This window comes from Pseudoalteromonas sp. NCIMB 1079 (assembly GCF_040567695.1).
GTDB lineage: Bacteria > Pseudomonadota > Gammaproteobacteria > Enterobacterales > Alteromonadaceae > Pseudoalteromonas > Pseudoalteromonas distincta.
Window position 1 is genome coordinate 443,400 of sequence record NZ_JBEWZA010000001.1, and the last position, 16,118, is coordinate 459,517.

A 16,118-nucleotide genomic window follows, 5' to 3' on the forward strand; every position below is an offset into this window, starting at 1 on the left:
TTTTTAAGAAAGCACCTTTTTTTGTGGTAAATTAAAGCTAAACATAGTGCCTTTACCAATTTCACTTTGTACGTAAATTTCACTATCCATCAGTTTTAATAACCCTCTGCAAATAGCCAATCCTAAACCACCTTGCTGGCGCCCCTCTTTATTAGAATTACTTGCTTGGTAGTGCGGGTCAAAAATAGCATTCAGCTCATCTTCTTTTATGCCTACGCCCGTGTCTGATACATGCACAAATAGTTGATTATCGTCACTGCGTTTTACATGTACTGCAATGCTGCCGCCACGAGGGGTATGCCTAATTGCATTGTCAATTAAGTTACTTAACACGCGCTCTAATTTAGCTATATCGGCAACCACAGGAAAGTCACAAATCGCAGGTTCTACCGACAAACCAATGCCTTTTTTATCAACGGCTAAACTAAATTTTGCCATGCAATCGTAAATGAGTTCACCTAAATTAAAGGTTTCTTTATTTATACTTATTTCGCCATTTTCTAAGTGAGCAAGTTCAAATATTTGCTCTATGAGTAGCTTTAATTGCCCACAATTATTAAGCGATACCTGTAAGTATTCTTGCTGCTCTTGTTTACTTAATTGCTCACCTGACTGATTTAGTACTTCTAAAAACCCCTGCAGTGAAGCAAGTGGGGGTACGTAGGTCGTGCGATAAGTGAGTTAGCAACTCTTTGCGTTGTTTATCGCCTTGTTCAAGTGCTTTAAACTGCTCGTTAATACGCGTTAGCATGGCTTGAATACTTCGCCCTAAACTATGAACTTCGTTACTTTTTTGCGTTGAGTAATTACTTAGCTTGGTGTCGGTAAGGCTGTAGTTAGCTGCTTCAATATTACTAACATCGCGGGCTAAGCGCTGAATTGGGTTGGTAAAAAAGCGTAGCAAAATTAGCATCGCAATAAATAAAAATGCGAGTGCAGAGCCAAGCCATAAAGCGGCTAGCCATAACTTATCATTATTTTTTACAGTACTTAGTGAGGTGTCGTAAGCCTCACCACCAATAATTACATATAAATAGCCTTGTAGCTTATCTTGATTAAATACAGGCGCGGCTGAAAATATTTTTTGTTGCTCTTTATTACGAGGATTATCACCATAAATAGGTGCAGCGTTTGGGTCGTTAATCAGCCTTTTTAAAGGCGTTAAACTAATATGCGTGCGTTTAACTTTACCTGGCTTTGCGGAGTAAGTAAGAATTTCTCCGGTTTCGTCTACAAAATAAAATTCAAACGCAGGACCTAATAACATCAAGGTATGAAAGAGGTTTTCAAGCGCTTTGTAGTCGTACACCCCTTCTTTTATTAGTGGATTATCTTGTACTAAATGCTCGGCAAGCGCCAAATGTAAATTTTGCTCAGCATGATGCTTTGAGGTGAGCTCCAGTTGCTTGCTCCAGCCGTAAACTAGAGCGCAAATAAAACAAAAAATCACGACTAGCTATATAGCTAATTTTTGATACAAAGATAATTTCATAATAGGTGTCTTAATTGAGTTGGCTAGAGTTTAGTTTGTAACCAACACCCCAAACTGTTTCGATGATAGGCGCTTGTTGGTGTTCTTCTAGCTTGGCACGTAAGCGGTTTATATGTGAATTAACCGTGTGCTCGTAACCACTGTGTTGGTAACCCCATACCTTATCGAGTAACTGCTGGCGGCTAAAAACATGATTAGGATGGCGTGCAAAGTAAACGAGTAAATCAAATTCGGTGGCGGTAAGGTTAAGGGCTTGTTTACCTAAATACACTTGGTGCGAACTAAATTCTATGTTGAGTGAGCCTACATTTAGTGTTTGTTCGCTATTAGCGGGAGAGTTGTCGTTGTTTTGGCCAGCGAGTAGTTGTGCTCTGTGGCGTAATTGGGTTTTTACTCTGGCTTGTAATTCTCGTGCAAAAAAGGGTTTACAAATATAATCATCGGCGCCCATTTCAAGGCCAATAACTCTGTCCATATCGCTACTCAGCGCGGTGAGTAAAATAACGGAGGTAGTAGGGTAATGCTCTTTTATTTTTCGGCATAAGCTCAAACCATCCATTTGCGGTAAGTTTATATCGAGTAAAATAAGTCCGTAGGGATGCTTGGCTGTTTTTTTTAAGGCTAGTTCTGCGCTTACAACATGATCAACATGTAAGTTAAGCGACGTTAGCTGCGTGGTAATTAACTTACCTATTTCTCTGTCATCTTCTACTACTAATATTTTTTCGTGACGCATGTATTACCTCGTAAAAAGGGGGGGCATCCGTGCTCCCTTACTTCCCCATTACAAGCTGGAACGTTACTGCGTGCGCGTAATTACTATTTTCGATACTGGGTTATCAAACTTATGTTCAACACCAAGTGCTGATGTAGATAATCCATCTTGATTTGAAACAATGCCTGGATGCATCGTTATTATATCGGCTGTATCGTCACGTATTTCGTTAAACCCTTCGCCGCTAGCGGCAGGACCTGGCACAGTTTCAGCTGTTTCTGTATTTGCTTCCGTACCCGCATCATAAGCAGTCGTAGTGCGTGATAACGAACCGCCAACTTCTAATGTTGATACATCTAAAGAACTAAGACCGGTAAAAGCATCATTTGTATTCCCAAGCATGGCAGCAAATGACAAATTAAGTGTTTCTTGCTCTTCAACAGTAATGATTACTGTGGTGGTTTCACCAGGGCCAATAGCGCCTTCAGCTGAAACTGCAGCAAGTGCACTTTCATAGCTGAGGTATTCTTCATTTGCACCGCTTTCTGCAAGCATTTCTAAACCAACAGAAGCTGTGGTACCGAATGACCAAGGTGCTTCATCTTCAAAAGCAATGACAGAGAGTGGTGACAAAGGCTGTCCTGCAGTTAAGTTACTAAAAGTAATAGTAAACTCACTTATCACAGGTTCTACAACAATTGGCTCAACAACGACCGGCTCTTCAACCACTGGGTCGTTATCATTATCGCTACACGCTGCAAGTGTGGTTGCAAATGCAAGCACTAGTAGACTTTTTTTAAGGTTGTTAGCAGATGACATAATCATGCTCCTACTTTACTGTAACGGTTAATTGCGCTACTGGGTTTAACCATCTGTGTACTGTATTACTTAAATCGCTATTACCCGCTTCTAAATCGTCATCACCTAAGCTACCTGGGTGAATATGGATGCTTGTATTTGTATCACCACTTAATATACCTGTACCGCCAGTGCCAGCGTCGCCACCTGGAGCCGCAGGAATACCCGGAGTACCTGGAGCGCCAGAGCCTTCAACTACAAGCTCATTGTTCTGTTCTGTGCCTGCATCGTAAGCATTTAAATTAATTGTGTAAGTACCCGCTTCTGTTGGGATTTTCCAGCTGTTTAAGCCTACAAAGCCATCATTAGTTGGTAGCATCATTGCAGTTAATGATAGGTACTCGTTACCGTCGGGCGTGCTCAGTGTTGCCGTTGTAGATGCGGCTGGTGCAAGTAAACCTTCAGCTGGATTTGCAGCCATATCACTGCCCGCTGCAGTTGCTTGTGCAACTAGCTCTGCAATATTGCCGCCTTCAGCCATTGTTTGTAATGCTGTAGATGCCTCTGTTGCGACTTCAAATAGTGTGTCTTCGCTGTTGTGTGCTGTAATTAACAGTGGAGTAAAGTGAATACCCTTGGTTAGGTTAGTAACTTTTAGGTCTAATTCTGCGGCCATAGTCGATTGGCTAGCTGCCGCTAAAAGAATTGCGATTGTTAATGTAGAAGTTTTCATTATTATTTCCTGTAAGTGATGATTCGAGTTAAGTATTGAATAATCGTCTCCAGAAACTCTCACAAACTTATCACTTTTTTATCACAAGATTGCACGCTGTGATTTTTAAACATAAATACGTTGGTTGATTTGTAGACATTTGTTTAGTTAAGAGGCAACATACATAAAACAAAAAGGAGAGTGTTATGGAAGAAAATCAACAGGTTGAACCAGTTAATAAAGATGACCGTACGTGGGCTATGTTATGCCATTTAAGTGCGCTTGCTGGGTTTGTTGTGCCGTTTGGCTCAATAATTGGGCCATTAATTGTGTGGTTAATTAAAAGAGATGAAATGCCAATTGTTGACGTGCACGGTAAAAAGGCGCTTAACTTTCAAATAACGATGGCAATTGCATATGTAGTTTGTTTTGTACTGATGTTTGTAGCAGTCGGCTTAATATTACTACCTATAGTGGCAATTTTTGGGTTTGTAATGGTTGTAATGGCAAGTATTAAAGCTAATGAAGGTAAAGAGTTTAATTACCCGTTTAGTTTAAATTTGATAAAATAAACACACAGTTTATTTTTATACCAATTGCATTAAATTAGTGATCTATTATAGCGATAAGAAAATAGCTCAATAACAAGGCTAAAATTATGATACATAGTTGTTCTATATAAATAATTTTTAACGTAGTTAGTGAGTTATTTAATACGCTAGAATGATCATGTTTTTAATAAAATTGGTATTATAAACCCAGCTATAGGCTGGGTTTTTACGTTTAGCCATAAGGGCATTATGCTTTATCTCACGTTATTTATTAGCGCATTTATATCTGCCACATTACTGCCTAGCTCTTCTGAGGTGATAATGGTGGGAATGATTACTCAAGATAAAGTTAATTTATGGCTTATGTGGTGCTTAGCAACACTTGGAAATGTGTTAGGGAGCTGTGTTAATTACTGGTTAGGCACGCAGGTACTGCGTTTTAAAGATAAAAAATGGTTTCCTGTATCGCAAAAAGGGCTTGATAGCGCACAAAAGCAATTTAATAAATATGGAGTGTATAGTTTGTTATTTGCTTGGTTACCGATTGTGGGGGACCCATTAACGGTGATTGGAGGCATATTTAAAGTACGATTTAGTACCTTTTTACTGTTAGTAACACTAGGCAAAGGCGCTCGCTATTTAGCGGTTATCGCCCTTGCCGTAGGATTCGAAAAGCTTTTTTAAATAAGTTTTTAAGTGCTTATTTAGCCCAATCAAGCGTTAACGACACTGAGTCGGCAAAACGCAGTGCATGTGGTTTATCAACACGTGCTTTAGCGTAATGAACGCTTGGGTGCGCGTGACAAACAGCAAGAATTTCAGCAACTAATTTTTCGAGCAGTAAAAAGTGCCCTTGCTCTACTAAGCTAATAACTTCTTTGGTGATCACTTTATAATTAAGTGCTTGATCAACTTCATCCGTTTTACATGCATCATCAGCAGGGTAGTGAATCTCTAGATTAATCACTACATCTTGCTTTTTTTCACGCTCATCGGGGTTAAAGCCAATAAACGTACGCAGGCGTAAATTAGTAACGTTAATAATTGCATTAGCCATAGGGTTAACCTTTTATAAGCTGCAAAAATTCGTTACGTGTTTTAGGATCGCTTCTAAAGTTACCTAACATTACTGATGTACGCATGCTTGAATTTTGCTTTTCTACACCACGCATCATCATACACATGTGTTTTGCCTCAACAATAACGCCTACGCCCTTAGCGCCAGTAACTTCTTCAACTGCTTTAGCGATTTGATGCGTTAACTGTTCTTGAATTTGAAAACGGCGTGAAAACATATCAACAATACGGGCAAATTTAGACAAGCCTAATACTTTACCGTTTGGTATATAAGCAATATGGCAACGGCCAATAAAAGGCAGTAAATGATGCTCACACATAGAGTAGAGCTCTATGTCTTGTACTAACACCATGTCGTCAGCGTCAGATGTAAATACTGCTTTATTAGTTATTTCATCAAGCGTTTGACGATACCCTTGCGTTAAATATTCCATTGCTTTTGCAGCACGTTTTGGCGTATCAAGTAGGCCTTCGCGGTTAGCATCTTCGCCTACAGCGGTGATGATTTTTTCATAACTTTCTTTTAATTCATTGTGCATAAATATCTCAGTTTATTTATATTTACTTTAAATGACGACCGCCATCAATAGGCAAAGAGCGCCCTGTGATGTAGTGGCTTTGTAATAGTAAATCAATGCTATTGATAATTTCTTGGCATCCGGGTTCAATGCCCATTAATGATTTTTTAAGGGTCTTAGCTCGATATTGCTCATCATCATGTTCATTAAAAATAATGAGCGATGGAGCAACCGAGTTCACTTTTATATTTGGCGCATATTTAGCGCTAAACGATTTAGTTAGGTTGTCGAGTGCTGCTTTACTTGCTGCATAAGCTAAGTGTTTAGGGCTGCCTGTTTCAACTACATAATCAGTAAGGTGTATTATATCGGCAGGTACTTTTTCATTTTGCTGATAGTTTAAAAGCAGCTCTGCGCACATTAAATTAATTAAATACGGTGTTTTGGCATGTATACGCATCATATTATCAAACAGTGCTGCAAAGTCAGGGTTGTTAGCTTCGCAGTCCCAGCTTGATGCATTGTGAACAACAGCGCGCAGCGATATTGTATGCTCTTTAAGCGTATTTATAAATGCACTAATACCTTCATCGGTACTAAAATCGGCATAAATACATACAGCGCCTTGTTGCTCTAATTTATCAACAGCGGCGTGACGAGTACGATACGTGATAATAATACTCTGCCCTTGGGCTATATAATGCTGAGCGAGTGCTAAACCAATACGTTGGCCTGCGCCGGTAATTAAAATGGGCGATGTCATATAAGGCAGTGTTCTCTTTGGCGGGTAGTTATACCAATATCATTAAAAATATCATCGTTCTATCGCTATTTCATAGGGCTATAATAGCTCACTAATTTAATGCAATTGGTATTATAAAATTCAAAGCGTTAATTTATTAAAATATACGCAGCTTCTTAATCTGTCGATCAAAAAAGCAATTAATCCTCAAAGCATTAATTGCTTTATTTTAGCTACTAAACATTAATCGTAAATTGTCGGAATTGGTTGACGCTTATGTTGTGTACGCGTGTAAATGCTTACAAGCTTTTGTTCAACATCATTAGACACAGGTTTACCTTCTAAAAAGTCATCAATTTGCTCATAGCTCAAACCAAGTGCTTCTTCGTCTGTTAAACCTGGGCGGTCACTTTCTAAATCAGCTGTAGGTGCTTTATCTACCAATAAAGCTGGCGCACCTAGTGCAGTAGCAAGTGCACGAACTTGGCGTTTTGATAAACCAAACAGAGGGGCTAAATCGCACGCGCCGTCACCAAATTTAGTATAAAAACCAGTAATGTTTTCAGCACTATGATCGGTACCCACTACTAAGCCTTGGCAAAAACCTGCAATTTCGTACTGAGCAACCATACGTTGACGCGCTTTAACATTACCTTTAATAAAATCTATTTGAGCTTGCTCAGGCAGTGCTTCACCACAGCCAACTACAGCAGCTATCGCTTGCTCATGCAATGCATCAGCCGCAGGTTGTACGTTTACGGTCATACGTTTACTTGGCTGAATAAAATCAACCGCCATTTGTGCTTCATCTTCGTCAGCTTGTACACCATAAGGTAGGCGCACTGCAATAAACTGATACTTGTCAGTATCGTGTTCTTTATTTAGCTCGTTTACAGCAAGTTGACATAAGCGGCCGCAGGTTGATGAGTCAACACCACCGCTAATACCCAGTACTAACGAGCGTGAATGAGCTGCTACCAAACGTGTTTTAATAAAATTAACTCGGCGAGTTATCTCAGCATTTACATCAATCGTTGGCTGAACCTTCATTTCAGCCATAATTTCGGCGCGCATTGCCAGCTCCTTATAAAATTTAATATGTGATACGCAATAAACTTATTATGTGATTTAGTCTTAGTTAATTAAAGTTTTAAATGAGCTTTTATTTGGCGAAGCTCTGCTTTTAATTTTTCTACTTCTTCAAGTAAATCGCTTAATTCTTTGTCTTTAATTACTTCGCTTGGTAGAGCAACAAAGGCATCGGCGGGATTATTTTGTTGTTCGCCAAATAAATAAATATATCGACTGTCACGTTTACCAGCTTCACGCTCTAGCTTTGTGACGTACTCGCTTTCAATCAGTTTATTGAGCGCTGCCTCTACTTCATTTACGTTATTAAAATCAGCAAGCCTAGCACTGCGGGTTCTTAATTCACCAGGAGTCTGAGCACCACGCAAAAGTAATAAACAAACAATGGCACGCTGCTGAGCAGAAAATTGCAGATTACTAAATTCAGTGTTGCAAAAGCGGTGGTCGTATTTATTTACGCGACCCGAAAGACCTTCATCTATTGTAACCAAACGCATTTCTATTAGTTCATCGAGTGCGTTTTGCACGTCTTCATCTGTAAGACTTAACACAGGATCGCGATTAGATTTTTGGTTACATGCGTTCACTAGCGCGTTTAACGATAGCGGATAATGCTCTGGCGTTGTGCTTTGTTTTTCTAATAGGCAACCAAGAATACGTTGTTGATTTGTTGATAACTGCATAAATAATCTCAAATTAGTAAGCGTATTTTATTAGCTTACACCTTTATTGAATGCCAAGCCATTGTTGAAGCTTTGGTTGTAATGCAGCTAAATCGAGAGGCTTACTTAAATAGTCGTTCATGCCTGCGGCTAGGCATTTTTCTTTATCGCCCTGCATGGCATTGGCTGTTAGCGCAATAATAGTAATATTTTCATTATCTTTACCTGCATCACCTTCTCTAATGGCTTTAGTGGCTTGGTAGCCATCCATTTCGGGCATTTGGCAATCCATTAAAACTAGCTTATATGGTTTCCCTTGTTTTGCATTGAGCTTTACAATTGCCTCAAGTCCATTTTCGGCAATATCAAAAGTAACACCCGCCTGCTTTAATAGCGCAGAGGCAACCACTTGGTTTATTTTATTGTCTTCTACAAGCAGTAGTTGTGGCTCTGATGAGTCGAGTGCCGGTGCTTTAGTTAGCTTGTTTTGCAATTGAGCTTGTTGCTGCTGTTGTTCAATGTATTTATCGTTTGTAAGTGAGTCAAACAAATCAGACGGTGTGAGAGGTTTGAAAATCATACAGTCGACTTCCATACCTACTTTAGACTCCTCAGGTGAATAACTCATTGGCGCCATAATAACTAACTTGCAACTATGCATATTTATAAAGTTTTTGAGCGCGGTGATATGCGTTTGTGGGGCTTTTTCAAAAAAGTAGTAGTCAACTAAAATAGCACCAAGGTGGGTGGTTACATTATTTAAGTAATCATCAACCTCAAGATAGTTATGTATACAATTAACTTTTGCACCCCAAACAGTGAGCTGCTTATTAGCGGTGTTAGCATTTAACGAGCACTCATCAATAATTAAAATATGTTTGTTTTTAATTAAATGACTCGGTAAATCTTGTTCTTTACTTAAGCGCGGTTGTATTTGTACTGTGAAAGAAAATGTACTTCCTTCACCTTGCATACTGTTTACACTTACTTCACCGTTCATCAGTTCGCACAATTGTTTTACTATGGCAAGACCAAGCCCTGTGCCCCCAAATTGGCGTGTTGTTGAAGCATCGGCTTGTGTGAATGAGTCAAATAACGACGCTTGTTTTTTAGGGTCAATACCAATACCAGTATCAATAATCGAACACTGTAGGAACGAGCCATCCGTTGTTTCATCTATTCTGGCAGTAATGACTACTTCGCCATCAATAGTAAATTTAACTGCGTTGCCAATTAAGTTATTTAAAATTTGGCGCAAGCGGTTAGGGTCACTAATTATCTCGCTAACAGTTATTTGAGTCGCATCTAGAATAAGTTTTGTATTGTTTTGTTCTACCTTTAAAGCAAAGGATTCCACCACTTCGCCTAATAACCGAGGTAAATTAAATTGCACGTTTTCAATATCGAGCTTACCGGCTTCAATTTTAGAAAAGTCTAATATGTCATTAATTATATTAAGCAAAGATTGAGCTGATGATTGAGCAAGTTCAATATGATGTTTTTGCTGTAGGTCCAATTGAGTTTGCTTAATTATGTTAAGCATACCTAAAACACCGTTCATTGGGGTGCGAATTTCGTGGCTCATACTCGCTAAAAATTCACTTTTAGCTTCAACAGCTTGTTCGGCGGTTTCTTTGGCAGAAACTAGTTTTTGTTCGGTTTCAATTCGCTGTTGGCTTGAGTGCAAGCTGCCTATTAACGCTGCAACGGCAATTAAAAAGCTTTCTTCGTTTTTAGACCAGTAGCGTTTTGATTGACATTGCTCTGCGCAGACGACTCCTATAGCGCCACTTCCTGCAGGGATTATTACGCACAGCATTGATTTAATCTCGAGAGTCATTAAATACTGTTCTTTAATTGGCGCGAGTATTGGGTGTTCTTGGGCGTCAGGCACATTAAATACAGGCTGGTGATCTATTGCATTAAAAAAGCCGGGAAGATTTTTTCTTAGCCAAATAGAGTCAATTTTATCACTAGACGAATGTTTACTATGTATGGCAAAAGGGCTTAGTTTGGATTTGTCTTCATTAAAAAACCAAATACTGGCACGTTTAATATCAAATGCTTGGCAGATTGCTTCAGTAATAATATCTTTTGATTGGCTCAGTTGCCCAGTTAATATTAATTTATTAACGGTAAGGGAGGCTAAAATTTCGTTGTGTAATGCTGTTTTATTATTTTCTAATTCAATCTTTTTACGGGTATCAATATTCTGTAATGAGCCAAAAATACGTGTGCATCGTCCATTTTTTCGTTCTGCTTCACCATGTACGAGTACCCAAACAGATTCACCTTCTTCATCCATTACTTCTAATTCAACTTCGTAGCTTTCACCATATTTTATAGCTCGTTCAATTAAAGGTTTAATTGTTTCTCTGCTAGTACCTTTTTTAAAGTAATTTAAATCTTTAGGCCATTCTGGTTGGCTATTTAATGGGTATTTAAATAGTTTTTTGGTCATATCAGACCAATACACTTGTTTCGTTTCTAAGTTAAATGACCATGCGCCTATTTGGGCTAGATCACTCATTGCCTCAAGCATTTTTTCGTTTTGTTGCTGGCGATTAAGCATTTTCAAAAAGAATAAAAAGGCCCAAATTAATAACCCGCAAATAATTATAATTGATAACCTAAGTGGCCACACAGCTGAATTTGGTGGGCTCCAACCTATTTTAGGTGCTACGTAAAGTTGCCAATTGCCACCTTGAAAGCTTAACGTAAACTCAAGGGGGTCTTGCTCTATTATGTTTTGATTACCGTAAAAAAACTCCCCTTTGCTGCCAAGTCCATGCCTGCCTTGTAAAGCGACGTTGTATTCTTTTTCTAGCTCATAAATACCTGAATTTTCATAGACCTTGTCAATGTTGAGAACAACTGAAAGTAGTCCCCAAAAGCGATTATCTGGCGGTATGTAAACAGGAACTCGGGCTATAAGTGCTATGTCACCTTGGATTAATTTTAATGGGCCAGCCATTACAATGGTATTTGTATCGCGAGCTCTAATAGCATCAGCGCGTTGGTTTTTTTCTTCTAAAAAGTTTAAACCGAGTGCTTTTTCATTACCTTTTAAGGGGTAAGTCATACGAATTACCATATCGGGAGCGCCACCAATATTGCGAAGCTCATTTGAGGTTTTAAATAGTGGTTGGGCAATTTGTTCAAATTGTGTTTGCTGTAAATCAGGCTGCGCTGCTACGGCAACACCTAAACCTCGAACTAGTTGGATATTAGAAACTAAAATAGATTCTAATTGAGCTCGATATGTACTTACTTCAGAAAGAATTTGTAGGCGATGAGCATCTTTAACACGATTGTAGTTAATACGATCAAGAACGATACCAACTAGTACAGTTAGCGTAAGCGATAACCAAAAGGTCAACTTAAAGTTATGAATGTTCGTTTTTTTATTGTTAGTAGATGGTGGCATTTGCTACATCGTGGCGTTAATTTAGGCAAATTAACTATAGCTAATTTATTACACAAATGAAAACGGCGCATTAACAAATGCGCCGTTTATTTTTTATAATTAGTAGTTTAGCGAGTTACGAGTCACTAACTTCACGCGCCCAGTGATTTTGCTTTGCTACATGTAGCTTGCGGTAACCATCAAGTAGCGCCGCATGCTTTTTAAAGCCTTCAAGCGATAAACCAGGGAAAGTTAAACCGTTAAACTGCTTTTTACCTTCGGCAATTTCTATAGCCAGCGCTACATTATTAGCACCAAACATTAAGCCTAGTGCATCTTGGTAATCTGCGTATTCGCGCTCGTCATCGTATTTAATTTCAAGAACTGCTTTTAAACAGCGGAAGTGGCGCATTGCCTCTTCATTTACTTGGCCTGTATGAAGTATCCAGTCAACCCAATCAATGGCTTCTTCGCTGCCTGCAGCTAAACATAGGTGCGCTTTAAGCTCACCTATGCGCAGTGTGTGCCATGGTGTGTCGGCATCGGTTGCAAGGCCAATAAATTCTGCGGCGCGGATAATATCGCTGTGGCCTGCTTCTTCAAGGCTGTCGTAAATGTCCATCCACTGCTCTGCATCGTACTGATCAAGCGATAGGAATGTTTCGCGGAATTTAGCGCCTTCGTTGTTGTTACGCCAAATAAGCTCATCAACAGGGTAAATGTCAGACATGCCAGGTACTAAAATACGACACGCGTATACGTTTAGGTGCGTGTAATCCATGATGTAGATATCATGATCCATGCTATGAATTAAGTCAGTACAGAAGTTATATTCTTCTTCAGTTGTTCCGCTAAAGTCCCAGTGTACAAATTCAAAATCAGGTTTTGCACGGAAAAAATCATGCGAAATCAAACCGCTTGAATCAATAAAGTGCAGTTCAATGTTCTCTGGTGTTGCTACTTCATCGTTATCAAAGGTAGCAGGTTGGAATACATCTAGCTGATCAAGACGACGACCTTGTAGTAACTCAGTCACGGTACGTTCAAGCGCAACTTCAAATGATGGGTGAGCACCAAAAGAAGCAAATACAGAACCATCTGTTGGGTTAATAAGCGTTACGCTCATTACAGGGTATTTACCCCCAAGTGATGCATCGGCAATACGTAAATGAAAGCCATGGCTGCGAAGCTCTTCACACGCTTCGTGAATTTTAGGGTATTGCTTAACAACGTCTTCAGGCACGATTGGTAAACAAATACCTTCGGCGATGATACGGTTTTTAATAGCACGTTCAAATACTTCTGATAAACCTTGTACGCGAGCTTCAAACTTGGTGTTACCTGCGCTCATACCGTTAGATACAAAAATATTACCGATAACGTTTACCGGAATGTATACGTCTTGGTTATCGCGTTGGCGTGTGTATGGCAGGGTACAAATGCCACGATCGATATTGCCTGAGTTAAAATCAAAAAGGTGTGATGCGTTTAGTTCGCGCTCTGGGTCAAAGTAATCCCATAAGCTTTCATCCATAATGCCCTCTGGCACTTCATCGCCTTCAACTTTAAACCATTTTTCGCTTGGGTAATGAGTAAACTCGCCATTAGCAAATTCTTCACCTAGATAAAAGTCTGCAAAAAAGTAGTTACAGCTTAAACGTTCAAAGTATTCACCGAGTGCTGAAGCAATAGATGCTTTGTCGGTTGCGCCTTTACCATTGGTAAACATAACACCGCAGTCGCTGTCTTTTATATGAACCGAATAACAGTTAGCTACAGGGTTAAGCCAAAGCGCTTCTTCAACATTAATGTTTAGGGCTTTAAGCTTGTTTTGCATGGTAGAGATTGACGATTCTAGGTCGCGGTCTTTACCTTTGATAAATGTTTTTTCAGTCATATTGATCTCAACTAGTTCTGCACGATGTGTGGAGCTGACATTATCGTGGATTTTGATGTTTATTTCACCCTTTGCGAGCAAGAACATTATTATTTAATAAAACTGTGGTTATTATATGTGCTTAACGCTTGGTCAAAACGTGCAAAGGAAACGGTGATGTTTAAAGTAATCAAACGCTTGTTGTTATTAATTGTGATATTAGGGCTGGCAAGTACCGCTGTTGTTTATGGGGTACTTAGTTTAAGTTTACCCGCCCTTGATGGAAACGGACGCAGTAACGCGGTAGCAGAGCCTGTAAAAATTTCGCGAGATGCATTAGGGCAAGCAGTAATAAACGCCAATAGCCGAAACGACGCCGCCTACGGTTTAGGTTATGCGCATGGGCAAGACCGATTTTTTCAAATGGATTTACTAAGGCGTAATGCCGCAGGTGAGTTAAGTGAATTATTTGGCCAAGCAGCGTTGGGGCTCGATAAAAAAATGCGTTTTCATCAATTACGTAAACGCAGCCAAATTATTTTACAAACCTTGCCAGAGGCTGATAAGCAATTACTTAAAAGTTACGCTCAAGGTGTAAACGAAGGCTTAGCGCAAGTAGGGTATTCAAGCTTTGAATATTTACTAACAGGTGCAGCGCAAAAGCCATGGCAAAGTGAAGACAGCCTACTTGTGATATTTAGCATGTACCTTGATTTACAAAGCGCCACATTTGAGCGCGACCAAGCACTTATTCAAATTGAGCAAGCATACACAAAGCAAATGGTTGATTTTTTAACGCAACCGAGTAAGTACCAAGCCGCGCTTGATGGCAGCAAATTAGCGCCTTATAACGGCGGCATACCTACCTTTCCAACTCAAACAAAGCATATAGTTAAAAGTATTGAAGCTAACCAAGAGCGCGGCAGTAACAACTGGGCTGTTACAGGGGCGCTTACTAAAACAGGTGCTGGTATGGTGTCGGATGATATGCATTTATCGATGGCAGTACCTGTAATTTGGTACAGGGCACAATTAAATTACATGCACAGTGGTGAGCAGACTCAGGTAACCGGAGTATCGCTGCCCGGAGCACCAGCCATTGTTGTTGGCACTAACAACAATGTTGCATGGGGATTTACTAACGGTTATTTAGATACTGCCGATTGGATTGCATTAAACGATGATAGTAAAACATGGCAAGTAGATGAACCTATTGCATTACCCGATGGGGAGGTTGAAAACTATTCATTAATACTCAGTGAATACGGACCTGTAAAATATATTAACGAAAAATCTTATGCGTTGAGCTGGGCTGCCCATCAGCCTTATGCCGTTAATATGCAGTTATTAAAATTAGAGCAAGCCAAAACAGTAGATGATGCACTTGCTGTAGCAAGCGATGTGGGCATTCCGGTGCAAAACCTAATGGTGGTAGACAGCCTTGGTAGCGCAGCGTGGAAAAACATGGGCGGTATACCGGCTCGTAAAGCGCCAAGTGTGCTTGGCGTAAATGCCGATGACTACTCAGCGCTTTGGCAGCAAAATGAATTACAACGCCCTTTTATTAAAAACCCGCAAAGCGGTCGATTATGGACTGGTAATTCTCGCGTGGTATCGGCTGAAGATGACGCGCGTTTTGGTAATGGTGGTTATGCACTCGGCGCACGTTCGAGTCAAATTCGCGATAGATTATTTGAAAAACAAACATTTGCTGAGAGCGACTTTTACGCATTACAACTTGATAACCAAGCTCGCTTTTTAATGCCTTGGCATGCTCTGCTATTAAAGCAATTAAAAGCCGATCAAACTAAAAATCAGCAATATATAACAGCGCTTGAAAACTGGCAGCAATGTGCGTGTTCAACCTCCACAGGGTATACCTTAGTTAAGCGCTACCGCGATGAAGTGATTAATATTTTATTTAGCAGTATGGAGGATGAATTAAATAAACAACAAGGCACACTTAAATACGTAAAACGAGATTTAGAGCCCGCTGTTTGGCAGCTTATAAACAACAAGCCCGACACATGGATAAACCCACAATTTAAAAGCTGGGATGAGCAGCTACAAGGAGCATTTAGCCAGACTATTACTAAGCTTACAGAACAGTTTGGTAATAATGTACAAAACTGGCAGTGGGGCAAGGTAAATGAGTTAGTGATAGAGCATCCGTTTGCAAAGCAAATGCCGTTACTTGCTAAGTTATTAAATATGCCCACAGCAGCGGGTTTTGGAGATAGTTATATGCCCGCCGTACAAGGGCGTAGTTTTGGCGCATCGCAGCGTTTTATTGCTCAACCTGGGCATTTAGAGCATGCAATTTTAGCTATTCCCGGTGGGCAATCGGGGCACCCTCTTTCTGAATTTTACAGAGCGGGGTTTAGTGATTACGTTGAAGGTAAGCATACACCTTTATTGCCTCAAGAATTAATACATCAAATAGTAATAAAGCCGACACGATGAACTAAAGTATAGCTAAA

At 39.8% G+C, this 16,118-nt stretch carries 13 protein-coding genes and 1 pseudogene; 3 read left to right on the plus strand and 11 right to left on the minus strand.

Going from position 1 to position 16,118, the window contains the following annotated elements:
- Nucleotides 1-3: 3 nt before the first annotated feature.
- From ABX891_RS02030 to ABX891_RS02045, 4 genes and pseudogenes are all read right to left on the minus strand, one after another.
- Nucleotides 4-1,450 (minus strand): annotated as a pseudogene (locus tag ABX891_RS02030) (sensor histidine kinase).
- Nucleotides 1,451-1,502: 52 nt separating this feature from the next.
- Entirely contained in the window at nucleotides 1,503-2,228 is a 726-nt protein-coding gene (locus tag ABX891_RS02035) for a response regulator transcription factor (RefSeq protein ID WP_197098930.1), read from the minus strand.
- A 63-nt stretch (nucleotides 2,229-2,291) separates the two neighbouring features.
- Nucleotides 2,292-3,026 carry a spondin domain-containing protein gene (locus ABX891_RS02040; RefSeq protein WP_354628811.1) on the minus strand — a complete coding sequence of 245 codons (735 nt, stop codon included), beginning with the start codon at nucleotides 3,024-3,026 and terminating at the stop codon, nucleotides 2,292-2,294.
- Between the two features lie 10 nt (nucleotides 3,027-3,036).
- Nucleotides 3,037-3,738 (minus strand): spondin domain-containing protein, encoded by a 702-nt coding sequence (locus ABX891_RS02045; RefSeq protein WP_354628812.1) that lies wholly within the window; start codon nucleotides 3,736-3,738, stop codon nucleotides 3,037-3,039.
- Between the two features lie 185 nt (nucleotides 3,739-3,923).
- On the opposite strand from ABX891_RS02045, the gene ABX891_RS02050 reads away from it, so the two are divergent.
- Both ABX891_RS02050 and ABX891_RS02055 read left to right on the plus strand, forming a co-directional pair.
- A complete protein-coding gene (locus ABX891_RS02050; protein WP_024595771.1) occupies nucleotides 3,924-4,289 on the plus strand; it encodes a DUF4870 domain-containing protein in 366 nt (121 codons plus the stop codon).
- A gap of 228 nt (nucleotides 4,290-4,517) precedes the next feature.
- The gene (locus ABX891_RS02055; protein ID WP_354628813.1) at nucleotides 4,518-4,952 is read left to right on the plus strand and encodes a YqaA family protein; all 435 of its coding nucleotides are present in this window, start codon (nucleotides 4,518-4,520) and stop codon (nucleotides 4,950-4,952) included.
- 16 nt (nucleotides 4,953-4,968) lie between these two features.
- Here the strand turns inward: ABX891_RS02055 and folX are convergent, their stop codons facing one another.
- The 7 genes from folX to ycaO form a co-directional block, all read right to left on the minus strand.
- Nucleotides 4,969-5,325, minus strand: a complete 357-nt coding sequence (folX, locus tag ABX891_RS02060; RefSeq protein ID WP_002962340.1) for a dihydroneopterin triphosphate 2'-epimerase — start codon at nucleotides 5,323-5,325, stop codon at nucleotides 4,969-4,971.
- A gap of 4 nt (nucleotides 5,326-5,329) precedes the next feature.
- Nucleotides 5,330-5,884, minus strand: coding sequence for a GTP cyclohydrolase I FolE (gene folE, locus ABX891_RS02065; protein WP_002962341.1), 555 nt, complete (start codon nucleotides 5,882-5,884; stop codon nucleotides 5,330-5,332).
- Nucleotides 5,885-5,906: 22 nt separating this feature from the next.
- Complete coding sequence (folM, locus tag ABX891_RS02070; protein ID WP_354628814.1) at nucleotides 5,907-6,626, minus strand: dihydromonapterin reductase; 720 nt, start codon at nucleotides 6,624-6,626, stop codon at nucleotides 5,907-5,909.
- A 222-nt stretch (nucleotides 6,627-6,848) separates the two neighbouring features.
- Nucleotides 6,849-7,679: an NAD(+) synthase gene (gene nadE / locus ABX891_RS02075; RefSeq protein ID WP_024589633.1), complete on the minus strand. Its 831-nt coding sequence runs from the start codon at nucleotides 7,677-7,679 to the stop codon at nucleotides 6,849-6,851.
- A 68-nt stretch (nucleotides 7,680-7,747) separates the two neighbouring features.
- On the minus strand, nucleotides 7,748-8,377 hold the full coding sequence (locus tag ABX891_RS02080; RefSeq protein ID WP_354628815.1) for a YceH family protein: 630 nt from the start codon (nucleotides 8,375-8,377) through the stop codon (nucleotides 7,748-7,750).
- Nucleotides 8,378-8,420: 43 nt separating this feature from the next.
- Nucleotides 8,421-11,783 carry an ATP-binding protein gene (locus tag ABX891_RS02085; RefSeq protein WP_354628816.1) on the minus strand — a complete coding sequence of 1,121 codons (3,363 nt, stop codon included), beginning with the start codon at nucleotides 11,781-11,783 and terminating at the stop codon, nucleotides 8,421-8,423.
- Between the two features lie 115 nt (nucleotides 11,784-11,898).
- Nucleotides 11,899-13,659, minus strand: coding sequence for a 30S ribosomal protein S12 methylthiotransferase accessory factor YcaO (gene ycaO / locus ABX891_RS02090; RefSeq protein WP_193226764.1), 1,761 nt, complete (start codon nucleotides 13,657-13,659; stop codon nucleotides 11,899-11,901).
- Nucleotides 13,660-13,815: 156 nt separating this feature from the next.
- Here ycaO and ABX891_RS02095 point away from each other — a divergent pair, with 156 nt between their 5' ends.
- Nucleotides 13,816-16,101 carry a penicillin acylase family protein gene (locus ABX891_RS02095; protein WP_354628817.1) on the plus strand — a complete coding sequence of 762 codons (2,286 nt, stop codon included), beginning with the start codon at nucleotides 13,816-13,818 and terminating at the stop codon, nucleotides 16,099-16,101.
- Nucleotides 16,102-16,118: the final 17 nt, after the last annotated feature.

Bases quoted from the DNA above. Each gene is read 5' to 3' on its own strand.
- ABX891_RS02035 (WP_197098930.1), bottom strand. From the start codon at position 2,228: ATGCGTCACGAAAAAATATTAGTAGTAGAAGATGACAGAGAAATAGGT.
- ABX891_RS02040 (WP_354628811.1), bottom strand. From the start codon at position 3,026: ATGTCATCTGCTAACAACCTTAAAAAAAGTCTACTAGTGCTTGCATTT.
- ABX891_RS02045 (WP_354628812.1), bottom strand. From the start codon at position 3,738: ATGAAAACTTCTACATTAACAATCGCAATTCTTTTAGCGGCAGCTAGC.
- ABX891_RS02050 (WP_024595771.1), top strand. From the start codon at position 3,924: ATGGAAGAAAATCAACAGGTTGAACCAGTTAATAAAGATGACCGTACG.
- ABX891_RS02055 (WP_354628813.1), top strand. From the start codon at position 4,518: ATGCTTTATCTCACGTTATTTATTAGCGCATTTATATCTGCCACATTA.
- folX (WP_002962340.1), bottom strand. From the start codon at position 5,325: ATGGCTAATGCAATTATTAACGTTACTAATTTACGCCTGCGTACGTTT.
- folE (WP_002962341.1), bottom strand. From the start codon at position 5,884: ATGCACAATGAATTAAAAGAAAGTTATGAAAAAATCATCACCGCTGTA.
- folM (WP_354628814.1), bottom strand. From the start codon at position 6,626: ATGACATCGCCCATTTTAATTACCGGCGCAGGCCAACGTATTGGTTTA.
- nadE (WP_024589633.1), bottom strand. From the start codon at position 7,679: ATGCGCGCCGAAATTATGGCTGAAATGAAGGTTCAGCCAACGATTGAT.
- ABX891_RS02080 (WP_354628815.1), bottom strand. From the start codon at position 8,377: ATGCAGTTATCAACAAATCAACAACGTATTCTTGGTTGCCTATTAGAA.
- ABX891_RS02085 (WP_354628816.1), bottom strand. From the start codon at position 11,783: ATGCCACCATCTACTAACAATAAAAAAACGAACATTCATAACTTTAAG.
- ycaO (WP_193226764.1), bottom strand. From the start codon at position 13,659: ATGACTGAAAAAACATTTATCAAAGGTAAAGACCGCGACCTAGAATCG.
- ABX891_RS02095 (WP_354628817.1), top strand. From the start codon at position 13,816: ATGTTTAAAGTAATCAAACGCTTGTTGTTATTAATTGTGATATTAGGG.